The sequence below is a fragment of the Nocardia sp. NPDC051570 genome, assembly GCF_044454005.1.
GTDB lineage: Bacteria > Actinomycetota > Actinomycetes > Mycobacteriales > Mycobacteriaceae > Nocardia.
This window is the reverse complement of the sequence record NZ_JBITDI010000006.1, coordinates 159,387-174,856: the sequence shown is the minus strand read 5'-3', so window position 1 is coordinate 174,856 and position 15,470 is coordinate 159,387. Positions and strand designations below refer to the sequence as shown.

Below are 15,470 nucleotides of genomic sequence, written 5' to 3'. Positions count from 1 at the left end.
AGCTTGGTCCGGATAGATCGGCAATGTTGGCGCGTAGTTGGCAGGGCGGACGGAGGATCGGCGATGACTACTCCTACGGAGAAGGCGGCGGCGGCACGTAAGGCGGCCGAGGAGGCGGCCCGCGTGGCCGCCGAGGCTCAGGCGGCGGCGGAGGCGGCCGAGAAGGAGGCCGCCGAGGAATCGAAAACCCCGGACAAGAAGGCGGATTCGGGTAAGGGCACCGAAAAGGGCTCCAGCGGCAAGGGTTCCGCCGCGGCGCAGGAGATCGCGGCCGGCTACGCGGTCGAGGGCGCGGCCCTGGAGCTGGGCGCGGTGATGATCGACGGACAGGTGGATTCGACTGCGCGCGTGAGCATTCCGCTACGCACCGTCAACCGTCACGGCCTGGTCGCCGGCGCCACCGGTACGGGTAAGACCAAGACGCTGCAGGGCATCGCCGAACAGTTGTCCGCCGCCGGGGTCCCGGTCGTGCTGGCCGATGTGAAGGGTGATCTGTCGGGTCTGTCGCAACCGGGCGCGGCCAATGACAAACTCGCGGCGCGGGCCGCGGAGATCGGCGACACCGACTGGGCCCCTACGGGTTTCCCGACCGAATTCGTCTCCCTCGGCACCGCGGGCATCGGAATCCCGATCCGCGCCACCATCACCTCCTTCGGTCCGGTGCTGCTCAGTAAGGTGCTGGGGCTCAACGCGACTCAGGAATCCACCCTCGGCCTGATCTTCAACTGGGCCGATAAACAAGGCCTGGCGCTGCTGGATCTGAAGGATCTGCGCTCGGTCATCCAGCATCTGACCAGCGCCGAGGGTAAGGAGGATCTCAAGGGCATCGGCGGTGTGTCGGCCGCCACGGCCGGGGTGATCCTGCGCGCGCTGGTGAATCTGGAGGGCGAGGGCGGCGATACGTTCTTCGGTGAGCCCGAACTGGATCCGGCCGATCTGCTGCGTACGGCGGGCGGGCAGGGCGTGATCACGCTGTTCGAACTGGGTGCGCAGTCGGCGCGGCCGGTGCTGTTCTCGACCTTCCTGATGTGGGTGCTGGCCGATCTGTTCCAGACCCTGCCCGAGGTCGGCGATGTGGACAAGCCGAAGCTGGTGTTCATCTTCGACGAGGCGCATCTGCTGTTCAACGATGCGTCCAAGGCGTTCCTGGATCAGGTCGAGCAGACGGTGAAGCTGATCCGCTCCAAGGGCGTCGGCGTGTTCTTCTGCACCCAGCTGCCCACCGACATCCCGAATCCGGTGCTGTCGCAACTGGGTGCGCGCATCCAGCACGCGCTGCGCGCCTTCACCCCCGATGATCAGAAGGCGCTGTCCAAGACGGTGCGCACCTATCCCAAGACCGGCGTCTACGACCTCGAGAAGGCGCTGACCTCGCTCGGTATCGGCGAGGCGGTCGTGACGGTGCTCTCGGAAAAGGGCGCGCCCACGCCCGTCGCCTGGACCAGGCTGCGCCCGCCGCGTTCGCTGATGGACACCATCGGCGACGATGCGATCCGCTCGCGGGCCAAATCCAGTGCGCTGTACGGCAAGTACGGGCAGACCATCGACCGGGAATCCGCCTACGAGATCCTGTCCGCGAAAGTGGCCAAGGCCGAACCGGATTCACCGAAACCGTCGAAGCCTGCCAAGGAGGAGCCCTCGGCCGCCGATCGCATCATGGGCAATCCGGCGGTCAAGAGCTTCCTGCGTTCCGCGGCCACCGCCGCGGGCAGAGAGATCAGCCGCAGCATCTTCGGTACCAGGAAGAGGTGAAACGACGGCCCGGCCGCTGTCCGGCAGGTCGCTCGCTCAGGAGGGGTTCCCGGAGGGAACTGGGCGGTCGATCTGCCGTCGCCGGTCGGGTCCGTCGGGTCCGGCCCCCACTTAGCCCAGATCGCGGCTGAGCAGATCGGCCGGGGTCTCGCGGCGCAGGACCTCACGGCAGCGGCCCTCGCGCACAGAGACGATCGGCGGGCGGCCGACGCCGTTGTAGGACGAGGCCAGACTGTGGTGGTAGGCGCCCGTGCACGGGACCGCCAGCACCTCGCCCGGGCGCAGGTCGGCGGGCAGGCTGATATCGGCGGCCAGGATGTCGCCGGCCTCGCAGTAGCGTCCGGCGACGGTCGCGGTCATATGCGGGCCGGTGGGGTGGCGGTTGGCGACCACGGCGTCGTAGCGGGCGCCGTAGAGCGCGACGCGCGGGTTGTCGTTCATGCCGCCGTCGACGATCACGTAGGTGCGGCCGCCCTCGATGTGCTTGATCGCCATGACCCGATACAGGGTCACACCGGCATGGGCGACGATGGCCCGGCCCGGTTCCATGGCGATATGCGGGCGCGGATAGCGGTTCAGCGCGCAGGCGGCGTCGAGAGCGTCGTCGATGATGTCGGCCAGCTCGATCAGATTCATCTCCGCATCGCCGCAGCGATAGGCGACCGCATGTCCACCACCGAGGTCGAGCTCGGTGAGCGTCACATCGTATTCGCGCTTGATCCGGGCCATTTCGGCGACCATGCGGCGCACGGCCTCCCCGTAGTGGTCGGGGTCGTGGATCTGCGAGCCGAGATGGCAGTGCAGGCCGACCAGCTGCAGGTTGGGGTGGCGCATGATGCGCGCGATGGCCTCGTCGGCCTGGGCGCTACCCAGCGGCAGACCGAACTTCTGATCGGTCACCCCGGTCCGCACGGCCGGGTGGCCGTGGACGTCGATATCGGGAGACAGCCGCAGCAGCACCTGCTGCGGCTTGGTGGCCAGGGCGGCCAGCAGGGTGACCTCGGTGAGCGAATCGATGACGATCCGGCCCACGCCCGCGGCCACCGCGGCTTCGAGCTCGCAGAACGGCTTACCGGTGCCGTGCAGCACGATGCGCTGCGGATCGACATCGGCGGCCAGCGCGATGGCCAGCTCGCCGGAGGAGCATACGTCCACCGACAGGCCCTCCTCGCTGACCCAGCGGGCCACCGACTTGATCATCAGGGCCTTGGCGGCGTAGATGATCTCGGCGTCGGGGAAGTACTTCCGGTAGGCCTGGCAGCGCCGGCGGATCTCGGTCTCGTCCAGAACGTAGGTGGGTGTGCCGTACTGATCGGCGATATCGGCCAGGGCTACGCCGCCGACAGTGATCCGGCCGAGGTCGTCGTAGTGGGTTTCGCACGGCCAAACTGAGGTGTCCACTCGTGGAGACGGCATTCCCGACCGCAATGACGGGAAGATCTCGAGCAGCGTCACGGGCTCTCCTGTGAGTTCCCCGCTTTCTCCATAACTGCGGGGCCATCTGCAGGACTACGCCGATTCCGCCTGGAAGAACCTTCCCGTTACGCGCCCTTGACACCGCGCCCGGCTATCTTGATGCGGCGCTGATATCGATGTGACCGGGAGAACTCGGACCCCTCAGCCGCCCAGCTTCTTGTAGAACGAGCCCACGATCGGCGCGGTCAGCGCGCGGGGCGCGTACTGTCCGGCGACGCTCATACCCTTGCTGATCAGGCCCGGGACCACGCGCATCTTGTTGCGGGCGAGCGAATCGATGGACATCTTCGCGGTGGCGGCGGCCGTGACCCAGATGAACTCGGGGATCTTGGTGCTCACCTCCTCCTGGTCCGGATTGTCCGTGCGCACCGGGCCCGGGGCCAGCAGGGTGACGTTGACGCCGGTGCCGGTCAGCTCTCCGCGCAGGGATTCGGAGAAGCTGTTGGTGAAGGCCTTGGTGGCGGCGTAGGTGGCGTTGTTGGGGATCGGCATATTGCCCGCGGCCGAGCCGGTGATGAGGATGCCACCGCCGCGGCGCGCGATCATGCCGGGCAGCACGGCCAGCGTGAGGTCGTGCACCGCAACGGCATTGAGCTCCATGACCGAGCGTTCGAAGTCGGCGTCGAGCTCGGCGACCGGGCCGAAGGTGGCGACCCCGGCGTTGTTGCACAGGATCGCGATATCGCGTCCGGCCAGTTCGCTGGTCAGCGGCGCGCGCTGCTCGCGGTCGGACAGATCCACCGCCCGCACCTCGGCGGTGATCCCGTACCGCTCGGTCAGCCGCTGCGCCAATGCGGCCAGCAGCTCACCCCGGCGGGCCACCAGGATCAGCGAATAGCCGCGCCGCGCCAGCTCCTCGGCCAGCGCGGTTCCGATTCCGGAGGAGGCTCCGGTGACAACGGCACGATTCTCGGGAGTGGGTGCGGGAAGGCTCACGCGGGGGAGCCTACCGGTCGATGCCGCCGCCGGTTCCCTGCCGTCACGGCGGTGGGGTGGGGGGTAGCACCACCGTGGGCGGGGAGGATCCCGCACCGCGAAGACGGGTGGTCGCCGGATGGGTGACGAGGGGCGTTTTTCCTAATGTGGTGGATAGGCCGCGGCCCGCACGGGACGGCATGGGCTCCGGAGGGAAAGACAGTGCGTGCGAAGGGTTTTCGGCGAGGCGTGGCCGCGGTCGCGACCGCGGCGGCGCTGGTGGGTGCCGTTGTGGGATGCGATGCGGGCGTGGGTGATCCGGTGACCGTGCCGGGGCGGGCGGGTCTGGCGCGGGCCCTCGACGAGGTGATCCATCGTGGTGCGCAGGTCGCGGCGACCACATCCGGATCCGGAGCAACACCGAAACCTTCGTCGCGACGGTGCTCGGCCAGCTTGTTTCCGAGGGGGACGTGGAGTGTGACGCGCCACTGGAACGGTATCTGCCTGGTGTGGTCGAAGGGAACGGCAACGACGGCGCCACGGTGACGGTGCTACGAGCGCTGCTTCGGCTCCATGATCGCGACGCCCCAGCCGACGTGTCCGGTCCAGACGCTGGCTATCCGCCCGCCCTGTACGGCCGGTTTGGGATCGCTGATCGGCCCGCCCGCCGCCCGGACGGCGGCGACGGTGGCATCGAGATCCGGTGCGCCGAAGGCGATTCCGGCGAGCATCGGTGGCTGATCGCCCGCGGCGACCACCTCGATGAACACCTCGCCGACCCGATAGAAGGCCATCTCGGGACCCGAGGGGCCGCGCGGATGGAAGCGGCGGCGCGGCTGCGCGCCGAGCACCGCGTTCAGTCCCGCGACGGTCTCGTCGAGGTCGGGCACCCAGTAGACGAGATGATCGACGAAGCTCACCCCGTTGGGATGCGCACCGGCGCCGCCCGATTCGGCGGCCGTGACCTCGGGGATGCCGAGGATCGACGGATCGGCGTGCACCTCGTCGAAGCCCCAGCTCGGCTGCGCGCCGACCACACAGGACACCGCGCCGATCCGCATATGTCCGGCATCGAGGTCGAAACCCAGTGCCGCCCAGGACTTCTCGTCGCCGGGCAGGCCGATCCGGTCCAGTAGCGCGGTCACAGCGCGGCGGCCAGCCGGGTGCCCTGGTCGATCGCGCGTTTGGCGTCCAGCTCGGCGGCCAGATCCGCGCCACCGATCAGGTGGAGGGACACACCCGCGGATTTCAGCGGCTCGACCAGCTCGCGCACCGATTCCTGTCCGGCGCAGAGGATCACGTTATCGCATTCGATGACGGTGGGCCGCTGGCGCTTCTCGCCGTAGCTGATGTGCAGGCCGCGGTCGTCGATGCGCTCATAGTTGACCCCGCCGATCTGCTCGACGCCCTTGGCCTTCACCGCCGCCCGGTGCACCCAGCCGGAGGTCTTGCCCAGGCTCTTGCCGAACGATCCCGACTTACGCTGCAGCAGAACGACTTCCCGCGCGGCGGGGGAGGGCCTGGGGGCGGTGAGCTGACCCGGCGCGTTCGGATCATCGCTCGTGACACCCCATTCCTGCTTCCACTCGTCCAGCTTCAGCGCGGGATGGCCCTCCACGGTGAGGAATTCGCTGACATCGAAACCGATTCCGCCCGCGCCGATCACGGCGACCTTCTTGCCGACCGGACGGCCCTCGCGGACCAGTTCGGAATAGGTGAGCACCTTGGGATGATCGATGCCCGGGATGTTCGGGATGCGCGGGCGCACGCCGGTGGCAAGCACCACATGATCGTAACGGCCCCCGATCAGCTCCTCGGCGGTCACCCGGCGCTCGAGGAATACGCGCACACCGCTCAGTTCCAGCTTGCGGGTGTAGTAGCGCAGGGTCTCGTTGAACTCCTCCTTGCCCGGAATGCGCCGGGCGATATCGAACTGTCCGCCGATCTTGTCATCGGCCTCGAACAGATCGACCTTGTGACCGCGTTCGGCCAGATTGACCGCGGCGGACAGTCCGGCCGGGCCCGCGCCGACCACCGCGACGCGCTTGATGCGCCGGGTGGGCAGCAGCACCAGTTCGGTCTCGTGTCCGGCGCGCGGATTGAGCAGGCATGACACGGTCTTGTGCACGAACGCGTGGTCCAGGCAGGCCTGATTGCAGGCGATGCAGGTGTTGATCTCGTCGTCGCGGGTCTGTTCGGCCTTGCGCGCCCACTCCGGATCGGCCAGCAGCGGCCGGGCCAGCGAGATCAGGTCGGCATCGCCGCGGGTGAGGATCTCCTCGGCCGTCTCGGGCATGTTGATGCGGTTGGACGCGCAGACCGGAATGCCCACGCGCGCCTTGATCTTCGCGGTGAACTCCACGAAAGCGGCTCGGGGAACCGAGGTGACGATGGTCGGCACCCGGGCCTCGTGCCAGCCGATATCGGTATTGATGATGCTGACCCCGGCGGCCTCCAATTCCGTTGCCAGCGCGAGGATTTCCGGTTCGGTCTGGCCGTGCTCGACGAATTCGGCCATGGACAACCGGAAGACGATGACGAAGTCCTCGCCGACGGCCGCGCGCATGCGCCGCACGATCTCGAGCGGGAAGCGGCGGCGGTTCTCCGCCGAGCCGCCCCAGCGGTCGGTGCGCTTGTTGGTGCGCGGCGCGAGGAACTGGTTGATCAGATAGCCCTCGCCGCCCATCACCTCGACGCCGTCGTAGCCCGCGAACTTCGCCAGCTTCGCGCAGCGCACATAGTCGTCGATGGTGCGCTCGACACCCTTGGCCGAGAGCTTGCGCGGCTTGAACGGATTGATCGGCGCCTTGATCGAGGAGGCCGAGACACTGAAGGGCACATAGGCGTAGCGCCCGGCGTGCAGGATCTGCAGTGCGATCTTGCCGCCCTCGGCGTGCACGGCCTTGGTGATGGCGCGATGGCGATACGCCTCGGTGCGGTTGGTGAGTTTGGCGCCCAGCGGCAGCAGCCAGCCCTCGCGATTGGGGGCGTAGCCGCCGGTGATGATGAGGCCCACGCCGCCGCGGGCGCGCTCGGCGAAGTACGCGGCCAGCTTGTTGACATCCCAGGCCCGATCCTCGAGGCCGGTATGCATGGAGCCCATGACCACGCGGTTGCGCAGCGTCGTATGGCCGAGGTTCAGCGGTTCGAACAGGTGCGGATAGGAGTGCGAGGTCACGGGCTCACCTTTCGGTCGGGGGCTGTGGCGACAGGTCCCGGCGCAGGCCGTCGAGCACCTCGTCGCACCATTCGATCAATCCCGCCTCGGCCCGAATCCCGCCGCGCAGCACCAGATATTGATGCAGTGCCGCGCCGGTGAGACGGGTCGGGTCGGGGAAGTCCTTCTTCTCGATGAGTCGGAAGACCTCGAGCCGCTGCGCATGCTGCTCGCGGTGGCGGGCCACCTCGGCGCACAGCGCGGCCACATCACCGTGGCCCGCGGCGCGGATCTTGATGCCGAGTTCGCTGCGCATCGGGCCGATGTCATCGCTGGGCTGGGCGATCCAGCGCCGCAGCTCCGCGCGTCCGGCCGGGCTCACGGTATAGACCTTCTTATCCGGGCGGCCCTCCTGCGCGACGGCCTCGCCGCTGATCCAGCCGTGCTCCTCCATGCGCTTGAGCACCCGGTAGATCTGCTGATGGGTGGCGCTCCAGAAGAAGCCGATGGACCGGTCGAAGCGCCGCGCCAACTCATAGCCCGAGCCGGCGCGCTCGGTCAGCGATACCAGCAGCGCATGCTCGAGGGCCATGCCGCGAGGGTAACTGCTACCCTGTGTACTATGCAACTCGGTGCATAAGGGACGTGATTTCCGGACCAATTTCCCTGTTCACCGCGAAGGTAATTGAGACTTTCTGTATCATCAACCGCGGGTGCTCTGCACCATCTTGGATACGGGAAAGGCACCTCGCGAATCCGGGAGGTTCGCGGGGTGCTTTTCTGTTCCGGCGGCGTCAGCGCAGCGAGCGGGCAGCGAGTCCCGCGGCGGCCACTGCCGTCACTCCCACCACGATCGAGGTGCTGCCCGCGGCGTGCGTCGCGCCCGATCCGGCCAGCGACAGGTATACCGATCCGAAGGCCGCGACGCCGGCCATCATGCCCAGCTGCGAACCGGTCGCCAGGATGCCACTGGCATCGGCGGCCAGTGTCGGGGGCACCTTGCCGAGCGCCCGATTCATCAAGGGGCTGAACGAGATTCCGTAGCCGAGCCCCAGTGCGGCCGACAGCATCAGCTCCGGTACGCCCATGCCGTGCCCCGCGCCCAGCCGCACGCCGAGCCCGATCATGGTGGCGGCGGCGAGGATCAGGCCCGCCGGAATCATGACGCCGTGCCAGCGCTGCGGCACCCGCTTCCAGTTCATACTGCCGAGGGCGAACAGCGCGCCGTTGGGGGCGAACAGCAGTCCGGCATGCAGTGCGGTGTATCCGAGCGTGCCCTGCAGATGGATGGCCATCAGAAACAGCCAGCCGCTGAAGGTCGTCATCACCACGAAGATCGCGGCCGCGGCCCAGAGCAACCCGGGCGCGCGCAGCACCTGCTCGGCGAACAGCGCCTCACCGCCGCGGCGATGCACACCCCGCTCGACCAGTGCGAATCCGGTGAATCCTGCCGCGGCGCAGGCGAATGCGAACCAGGTCCACGCGGGCCAGTGCTGCTCGTGGCCGAGCACCAGCGGCAGGACCAGGAGCAGGACCGCAGGGGTGAGTACGGCCAATCCGGCCAGATCCAGCGTCCGCCGCATCCGCACGGTCGCGGCGGGGAGTATCCGCGGCGCGACCGCCAGCAACGCCAGGCCGATCGGTACATTCACCAGAAATACGCCGCGCCAACCGGTTCCGGCCACATCGACGCTGACGATCAGGCCGCCGACGATCTGCCCGACCACCATCGCCCCGGAGATCACCGCGGCATAGGCCGACAGCGCCCGGGCCCGCGCGGTGCCGGAGAACGTCTTCTGGATCAGGGTCATCACCTGCGGCACCATCGCCGCCGCGCCGACACCCTGGACGACGCGGAATCCGATGAGCGCCCCCGCATTCCAGGCCAGTCCGCACGCCAGCGAGGCCACGGTGAAGATGACCAGACCCGTCAGGAACATCGCGCGCTGACCGAACCGGTCGCCCAGGCGCGCACCAGTCACCATCAGCACCGCATAGGCGATCACATAGCCGGAGACGATCAGCTGCAGCCCCGAACCCGTTGCACCGAGCGAGATCCGGATCGAGGGAATCGCGACATTGACGATGGAGGCGTCGAGCACCGCCATGAACTGGCCGAACAACAGCACGGCGAGCAGGCCGTAGGTGTGGCGAGGGGAGGGGGCAAGCGTCGGTGTCGGTGGAGCTTGGGGCAGCGACCGTGTCATGCCGTAGAGCCTGCGCGAGCGCCGATCCCGGTAACAGGAGCCCACTCATACCGGTAGTGGCAGCACCTGGATACCCGATGCCGGGTGCGGCACCATGAACCGATGACAGCCACCGAGCAGGTAATCGATCCCAGACAGGTCCGCAAGGCGCGCCGTGGCGAGCTGTCCGCATTCCTGAAATCACGGCGGGCCCGGATCACGCCTGCCGAGGTCGGCCTGCCCGCCGGACCGCGCCGCCGCACGCCCGGGCTGCGGCGCGAGGAGGTGGCTCAGCTCGCCGGGGTGGGCGTCACCTGGTACACCTGGCTCGAACAGGGGCGCGAGATCAATGTCAGCGTGCAGGTGCTCGATGCGATCGCCCGCACGCTGGCGCTGGATCCGATCGAGCGCGCACATCTGTATCGGCTCGCCGAGGTGCCCACGGTGCCCAGTGGGTATGCCGAGGAGTCCATTCCCGAAGAGCTGCAGGGCATTCTGGACCATCTGCATCCGCTGCCCGCCGCGCTCTTGTCGGCTCGTTACGACGTGCTCGCCTATAACGCCGCCTATGCGGCACTGACCCCAGGATTCGTCGAGGGCGATCGCAATGTACTGCGCCGGGTCTTCCTGCGTCCGGACTGCTGCAATCCGTGTCCCGCGCAGCCCGACCACCTCTCCCACATGGTCGGTTTCCTGCGCAGTGCCTACGCCAGGAATCTGCACGATCCGGAGTGGTCGCGGTTCGTCGAGGATCTGTGCGCCCGCAGTCCGCGATTCGCCGCACTCTGGGCGCGCAATGATGTGGCCTCGCCGCTGGGCCGGTATCGCATGATCCGCAATCTGGCGGCCGGGGATGTCGAGGTCGTTCTCACCAGCATGTCGCTGCCCACCATCGCGGGCGCGTGGGTCCAGATCTTCACTCCCGCCGACGATTCGGCGTGGGCTAAGCTGCGCGCCCTGTTGGCGATGACGGTGGCCGAACGCGAAAGGCCATGGCAGGAGCATTACGAGCGGGTCCACGCCCGGGTCGGCGCCTGATCGGGGATTGCTGGCAATCCAGGCGGTTGCTGGCGGTGGGCCCAGACCCGCGAGCCGACTCGCCCGGTACCGTGACGGTATGCTTGCGAATCGGCGGCTAACTCGAAAACCCTTGGCTACCATGGGCTGATGGCGCAGTCCTACGTCGTGACCGGCGGCGCGCGGGGGATCGGGCGGGCGATCGTGACGCGTTTGCTGGTGCGCGGGCACGTGGTCGTGGTAGAGCGCGATACCGGTGGGCTGGCCGGTCCGCCCTGGATGGGGGAGCGGATTTCACTCGTGCAGGGCGATGCGGGCGTGGAGGAGGTGGTCGAACAGGCCGCCGAGGTCGCTTGGCGCGCGGGCACTCTGGTGGGCTGGGTGAACAATGCCGCGATATTCCGCGACGCCTCGGTCGATTCCACGCCCGCCGCACGGATTCTCGAGCTGATCGAGGCGAATCTGCGTCCGGCACTGACCGGATCGGCCGTCGCGGTCCGCAGCTTCCTCGCTGCGGGCATCGGGGGATCGATCGTCAACATCAGTTCGCATCAGGCGCGCCGCGCGGTGCCGGGAGCGCTGCCCTACAGCACGGCCAAGGCGGCGATCGAGGGATTGACCCGCGCGCTGGCCGTCGAATACGGCGGCCACGGCATTCGGGTCAATGCCATCGCGCCGGGCACGGTTGCCACCGAACGCTATTCGGAGTATCTGGCCGGCTTGGCGCCCGCCGCCGCGGATGCGGTGGAGCGGGAGATGGCCGCCGTACATCCGCTCGGCCGCGTCGCCACCAGTGACGAGATCGCCGCCGCTGTGGACTTTCTGCTGTCGGAGGAGGCGAGCTTCGTCAACGGGGTGAGTCTGCCCGTCGACGGCGGCCGCTCGGTGCTGGCGCTGGATCCGGAGAGCCGCTGAGGATCAGCCCCGCGTACGCCAGGCGGCCATGCCGAGGGCGATGAGCCGGACCTGGCCGACCGTGCGCTCGACGAGGGCCGGGCGATCCGCGGGGGCAGTGGAGACGTAGTCGGCGACGTGATCGGCGACCGTCGAGACGAGCAGATCGGCCGCCAGCTCCAGATCCTCTGACGACCAGCTGTCCAGAGCCCCGATCCGCGACAGGTCCACCACCAGTTCCCTGGTGATGAGCTGCATCTCGACCGCGATCGCGCCGCGCAGCGTGGCCGATCCGCCATGCCGTTCGCGCACCAGGAAGCCGAAGAGATCCTCGCGACCGGAGACCTGGGCGAAGACGAAGCGCACGGTCTCGGCCAGTCGCGCGTCGGGGGTGCGGCGCAATTCCCGCAGCGCCAAACGCAATTGCCGCACGCCCTCGTCGACCAGGCCGGTGCCCAGTTCGTCCACCGAGGTGAAGTGGCGGTAGAACGCGGTCGGCACGATGCCGGCCGAACGAGCGATCTCGCGCAGGCTCAGCGCGGCGAAACCCCTATCGGCGGCGAGCGCGAGAGTGCCGTCCAGTAGCGCGCGTCGGGTGCGCTCCTTACGCTCGACTCGGGTCTCCACCTGCTCAGTCATCTCGATGAGCATACATCCGTTCACGATGGGTCCCCTCAGTTGCTTGTTGTGTCGGTCACAGCCCCTGCAGGTTGAATAACTGCGGGAGGGCGGGGCACACTAAGTCAGTGTACAGATGTGCACCGGATCCCGGCGAAGAGCATGCCGGGACCCCATGGACGGATTGGAAGCACATGGTGGGACTCATCGACCTGGTGCAGACGCTGACCTCGCCGCATCCGCTCGATCGCTATCTGGAACTGGTGCGGCCCACGCTGACCCTGCGCGATCTGCGCGCCGAGATCACCGACGTGCGCCGCTCGACGCCCGGATCGGTCACGCTGACGCTGCGCCCGAACCGGCAGTGGGCAGGCCATCGGGCCGGGCAGTATGTCCAGATCGGCGTGCTGATCAACGGCGTCAAGCACACCCGGTGCTATTCGCCGACCGATCCGCAGGGTCGCGATCGGCGGCTGCGGCTGACCGTCCGGGCGCATCCGGACGGCCTGGTCTCGCAACATCTCTACCGCCATGCCCAGCCCGGCATGGTGGTGGATCTGGCCCCGGCCGGCGGCAGCTTCACCCTGCCCGAGCCGCGCCCGGACAAGATCCTGCTGATCAGCGGCGGCAGCGGGATCACGCCGGTGTTGTCGATGCTGCAGACGCTCGCCGCCGAGGGTTATCCGGGCGAAGTGGTGTTCCTGCACTACGCGAAGTCGCCGGAGCAGGTGCCCCATCGCGCCGAACTCGACGCTATCGCCCAGCGCCACAACAATTTTCGTATCGCGCTGTACTGCCCCTCGCAGTACGGTTACTTCGACTTCGATCAGCTCGAGCGCATCGCGCCGTGGTTCGCCGACGCGCAGACCTTCGTCTGTGGACCGTCGTCACTGATGACCGCGGTACGCACCGTCTTCGAGGCCGAGGACCTCGGTGACCGGGTGCACAGCGAGGAATTCACCCTCACCACCATGCCGGTCGATCCGGCCGAGGTGTCCGGCGCCACCACCTTCTCGGCCAGCGGCGTCCGGGCGGACAACTCCGGCACGAGCCTGCTGGAGCAGGCCGAGAATTCGGGCCTCACACCGGAATACGGCTGCCGGATGGGAATCTGCTTCTCCTGCACCGCCGTCAAGCGGTCCGGCTGCACGCGCGATCTGCGCACCGGCGACCTGCACAACGACCCCGATCAGCCGATCCAGCTGTGCATCAGCGCCGCGGTCGGCGACGTAGACATCGAAATCTGAAGGAGGAGAACCGTTATGGCCATACTCACCGAAACCACCGACGGCCCGCTGGTGCTCAGCCCCCAGCAGGTCGAGGAAATCGGCCGCGAACTGGACGCGCTGCGCGAGCGGCTCACCGCCGATCTGGGCGAGCGCGACCGCGAATACATCTACTCGATCATCAAGGCGCAGCGCGGCTTCGAGATCGCCGGGCGCGGCCTGATGTATCTGGGCTTCCTGCCGCCGTTCTGGCTGGCCGGGGTGGCCGCGCTGAGCGTCTCCAAGATCCTGGACAACATGGAGATCGGCCACAACGTGATGCACGGCCAGTGGGACTGGATGCGTGAGCCGGGCCTGAATTCCCGTGTGTTCGAATGGGATACGGTCTGTCCGGCCGATCAGTGGCGGCATTCGCACAACTACATGCACCACACCTTCACCAACATCCACGGCCGCGACCGCGATATCGGCTACGGCGTCCTGCGCATCGACGAGGGACAGAAGTGGAATCCGTACTACCTGGGCAATCCGGTGTACGCATTCGCGCTGATGCTGTTCTTCGAATGGGGCGTGATGCTGCACGACCTGGAGGTGGACAACATCGTGCAGGGCAAGCGCAAGTGGTCGGATATCAAACGGCTGCTCAAGGGCCAGTTCCGCAAGGCCGGACGGCAGGTGCTCAAGGACTACATCGTCTTCCCGCTGCTGACCGGCCCGCTGTTCCTGTCCACCCTGGCGGGGAACGCCACCGCGAATCTGGTCCGCAACCTGTGGACGTACTCGATCATCTTCTGCGGCCACTTCCCTTCCGGCGTACAGACGTTCACCGAGGAGCAGACCGAGAACGAGACCCGCGGCGAGTGGTACGTGCGCCAGATGCTGGGCTCGTCGAATATCACCGGTTCCAAGCTGTTCCACATCATGTCCGGCAATCTGTCGCATCAGATCGAACATCATCTGTACCCGGATCTGCCCGCCAACCGCTATCCGGAGATCGCTCCGGAGGTCCGCGCGCTGTGCGAGAAGTACGGCCTGCCCTACAACACCGGCCCGTTCAGCCGTCAGATCGGCTCGGTCTGGGCCAAGATCCTGCGCCTCGCGCTGCCGCCCGCGCTCGTCGGGAAACCCTCACAACCTGGTGTTATCGTGATGCGGGAGCGGCAACCTAGTGAAGTGGGCGGGTAAATGGTCGGGAAGTTCGAAAGCAATAAGGATCTGATCCAGGAGCTGACGTCCTCCGGGGCACGGCGCGTGGGCAATATCACGAGCATCATCACCGGCACGGTCGCGGAGGTGACCCGCGAGATCGGTGAATGGGTCACCGACGCCATCGAGATGCGCGAGGCCGCCGTGGCGGCGCGGCGCGATCAGGAGGCGGCCGAGCGGGTCAACGCCGGACGCGAGGAGCCGGATGTGCTGATCGACGAGCCGACGCCCGCACCCCGGGCGAACGCCGCGCAGCCGGTGATCGACGCCGATGTGGAGATCGTCGACGACGGTCGTTAGAAGACGGGCAACCGGCGCCGATGCTCGATGACGTCGGTGATGAGATCCTTGTAGCCGTCGGCGAGTTCGGCGAGGCGGACCCATTGCAGGTGCGCCTCGCCGTCGACGCCGCGACGGGTGATCACCGTGGCCCGCGCGCGTTTGCCGTTGCCATTGCCGTTGCGGGCGGGCAGCCCGATGGCATGCTGCGCCGCCACCCACTTCTCCGCCATGCGATCGATCACCGCGCCGAGGGTCTCGGTATGCAGTGAGGCCCCGCGGCGATGCGGGATGTTCTCGGCGACCCAATTGTCGATGCGCGCGATGAGTTTCGCGCGATCGGCGTCGATATCCTCGAGCAAGTGACTACACGCGGCAACATGTGAACTGGGCGCGTCCGGGGCGTGCGCGTCCTGATGAGCGGATCGTCGCAGTTCGTGGCATTGCGCGAGTTGATGGGCCGCCTCGAGTACGCGATGATCCGTCCGGATGCTCTCGACCGGTTCTCGGAAGGCTCGCAACACGACCGCGACGGACGGCAGTTCACCGTATCCGCTGCGGCCGTTGTTTTCGGTCGCCATGGTGCCCCACCCTTTTATATAGTCCCGACTGGATACGCCAGGGCCGAGGGGGTTTACGGGGAGGGGCTCCCCTCGGCTCCGGCGCAGCCCCGCTGACCCGGACACGAACAGACCCCACACAGCTCACGGCACAGAGGAAACCGGGAAATCCGCGACGATGCGA

At 67.6% G+C, this 15,470-nt stretch carries 14 protein-coding genes and 1 pseudogene; 7 read left to right on the top strand and 8 right to left on the bottom strand.

Annotation, left to right across the window (positions count from 1 at the left end; all coding sequences use genetic code 11):
• Positions 1–63: 63 nt before the first annotated feature.
• Positions 64–1,752, top strand: a complete 1,689-nt coding sequence (locus ACIA76_RS16995) for a helicase HerA-like domain-containing protein (RefSeq protein WP_397152743.1) — start codon at positions 64–66, stop codon at positions 1,750–1,752.
• Positions 1,753–1,863: 111 nt separating this feature from the next.
• Here ACIA76_RS16995 and lysA read toward each other — a convergent pair whose 3' ends face one another.
• Together lysA and cmrA are read right to left on the bottom strand one after the other, a co-directional pair.
• Positions 1,864–3,207 (bottom strand): diaminopimelate decarboxylase, encoded by a 1,344-nt coding sequence (gene lysA, locus ACIA76_RS16990; RefSeq protein ID WP_397152742.1) that lies wholly within the window; start codon positions 3,205–3,207, stop codon positions 1,864–1,866.
• Positions 3,208–3,369: 162 nt separating this feature from the next.
• On the bottom strand, positions 3,370–4,164 hold the full coding sequence (cmrA, locus tag ACIA76_RS16985) for a mycolate reductase (RefSeq protein ID WP_397152741.1): 795 nt from the start codon (positions 4,162–4,164) through the stop codon (positions 3,370–3,372).
• A 419-nt stretch (positions 4,165–4,583) separates the two neighbouring features.
• On the opposite strand from cmrA, the pseudogene ACIA76_RS16980 reads away from it, so the two are divergent.
• Positions 4,584–4,637 (top strand): annotated as a pseudogene (locus ACIA76_RS16980) (hypothetical protein); the annotation flags it as partial.
• Between the two features lie 57 nt (positions 4,638–4,694).
• Here ACIA76_RS16980 and ACIA76_RS16975 read toward each other — a convergent pair.
• The 4 genes from ACIA76_RS16975 to ACIA76_RS16960 all read right to left on the bottom strand — a co-directional run bounded on the left by ACIA76_RS16975 (position 4,695) and on the right by ACIA76_RS16960 (position 9,507).
• A complete protein-coding gene (locus ACIA76_RS16975; RefSeq protein ID WP_397152740.1) occupies positions 4,695–5,288 on the bottom strand; it encodes a VOC family protein in 594 nt (197 codons plus the stop codon).
• Positions 5,285–7,321 carry an FAD-dependent oxidoreductase gene (locus tag ACIA76_RS16970; protein ID WP_397152739.1) on the bottom strand — a complete coding sequence of 679 codons (2,037 nt, stop codon included), beginning with the start codon at positions 7,319–7,321 and terminating at the stop codon, positions 5,285–5,287. The genes ACIA76_RS16975 and ACIA76_RS16970 overlap by 4 nt, the downstream gene beginning before the upstream one ends.
• Positions 7,322–7,325: 4 nt before the next feature.
• A complete protein-coding gene (locus tag ACIA76_RS16965; RefSeq protein WP_397152738.1) occupies positions 7,326–7,892 on the bottom strand; it encodes a PadR family transcriptional regulator in 567 nt (188 codons plus the stop codon).
• A gap of 202 nt (positions 7,893–8,094) precedes the next feature.
• Complete coding sequence (locus tag ACIA76_RS16960) at positions 8,095–9,507, bottom strand: MFS transporter (RefSeq protein ID WP_397152737.1); 1,413 nt, start codon at positions 9,505–9,507, stop codon at positions 8,095–8,097.
• 102 nt (positions 9,508–9,609) lie between these two features.
• Between ACIA76_RS16960 and ACIA76_RS16955 the strand changes: the two genes are divergently transcribed.
• Together ACIA76_RS16955 and ACIA76_RS16950 are read left to right on the top strand one after the other, a co-directional pair.
• Positions 9,610–10,524 carry a helix-turn-helix transcriptional regulator gene (locus tag ACIA76_RS16955; RefSeq protein WP_397152736.1) on the top strand — a complete coding sequence of 305 codons (915 nt, stop codon included), beginning with the start codon at positions 9,610–9,612 and terminating at the stop codon, positions 10,522–10,524.
• A gap of 129 nt (positions 10,525–10,653) precedes the next feature.
• Positions 10,654–11,418, top strand: a complete 765-nt coding sequence (locus ACIA76_RS16950; RefSeq protein WP_397152735.1) for an SDR family NAD(P)-dependent oxidoreductase — start codon at positions 10,654–10,656, stop codon at positions 11,416–11,418.
• Positions 11,419–11,421: 3 nt separating this feature from the next.
• On the opposite strand, the gene ACIA76_RS16945 is transcribed toward ACIA76_RS16950, so the two are convergent.
• Positions 11,422–12,036 carry a TetR family transcriptional regulator gene (locus ACIA76_RS16945; protein WP_397152734.1) on the bottom strand — a complete coding sequence of 205 codons (615 nt, stop codon included), beginning with the start codon at positions 12,034–12,036 and terminating at the stop codon, positions 11,422–11,424.
• 173 nt (positions 12,037–12,209) lie between these two features.
• Here ACIA76_RS16945 and ACIA76_RS16940 point away from each other — a divergent pair, with 173 nt between their 5' ends.
• Genes ACIA76_RS16940 through ACIA76_RS16930 form a run of 3 tightly spaced genes read left to right on the top strand, consistent with a single transcriptional unit; the run spans position 12,210 to position 14,747 of the window.
• Positions 12,210–13,262, top strand: coding sequence for a ferredoxin reductase (locus ACIA76_RS16940; protein ID WP_397152733.1), 1,053 nt, complete (start codon positions 12,210–12,212; stop codon positions 13,260–13,262).
• Between the two features lie 15 nt (positions 13,263–13,277).
• Positions 13,278–14,426 (top strand): fatty acid desaturase family protein, encoded by a 1,149-nt coding sequence (locus ACIA76_RS16935; protein WP_397152732.1) that lies wholly within the window; start codon positions 13,278–13,280, stop codon positions 14,424–14,426.
• Positions 14,427–14,747 (top strand): hypothetical protein, encoded by a 321-nt coding sequence (locus ACIA76_RS16930; RefSeq protein ID WP_397152731.1) that lies wholly within the window; start codon positions 14,427–14,429, stop codon positions 14,745–14,747.
• Here ACIA76_RS16930 and ACIA76_RS16925 read toward each other — a convergent pair.
• Entirely contained in the window at positions 14,744–15,307 is a 564-nt protein-coding gene (locus tag ACIA76_RS16925) for a DUF4254 domain-containing protein (protein WP_397152730.1), read from the bottom strand. The two genes, ACIA76_RS16930 and ACIA76_RS16925, sit on opposite strands and share 4 nt — an antisense overlap.
• Positions 15,308–15,470: the final 163 nt, after the last annotated feature.

Excerpts from the sequence above, each read along its gene's own strand:
- ACIA76_RS16995 (WP_397152743.1), top strand. The coding sequence starts at position 64 with ATGACTACTCCTACGGAGAAGGCGGCGGCGGCACGTAAGGCGGCCGAG.
- ACIA76_RS16965 (WP_397152738.1), bottom strand. The coding sequence starts at position 7,892 with ATGGCCCTCGAGCATGCGCTGCTGGTATCGCTGACCGAGCGCGCCGGC.
- ACIA76_RS16925 (WP_397152730.1), bottom strand. The coding sequence starts at position 15,307 with ATGGCGACCGAAAACAACGGCCGCAGCGGATACGGTGAACTGCCGTCC.
- ACIA76_RS16960 (WP_397152737.1), bottom strand. The coding sequence starts at position 9,507 with ATGACACGGTCGCTGCCCCAAGCTCCACCGACACCGACGCTTGCCCCC.
- ACIA76_RS16935 (WP_397152732.1), top strand. The coding sequence starts at position 13,278 with ATGGCCATACTCACCGAAACCACCGACGGCCCGCTGGTGCTCAGCCCC.
- ACIA76_RS16945 (WP_397152734.1), bottom strand. The coding sequence starts at position 12,036 with ATGACTGAGCAGGTGGAGACCCGAGTCGAGCGTAAGGAGCGCACCCGA.
- ACIA76_RS16955 (WP_397152736.1), top strand. The coding sequence starts at position 9,610 with ATGACAGCCACCGAGCAGGTAATCGATCCCAGACAGGTCCGCAAGGCG.
- ACIA76_RS16930 (WP_397152731.1), top strand. The coding sequence starts at position 14,427 with ATGGTCGGGAAGTTCGAAAGCAATAAGGATCTGATCCAGGAGCTGACG.
- ACIA76_RS16940 (WP_397152733.1), top strand. The coding sequence starts at position 12,210 with ATGGTGGGACTCATCGACCTGGTGCAGACGCTGACCTCGCCGCATCCG.
- ACIA76_RS16950 (WP_397152735.1), top strand. The coding sequence starts at position 10,654 with ATGGCGCAGTCCTACGTCGTGACCGGCGGCGCGCGGGGGATCGGGCGG.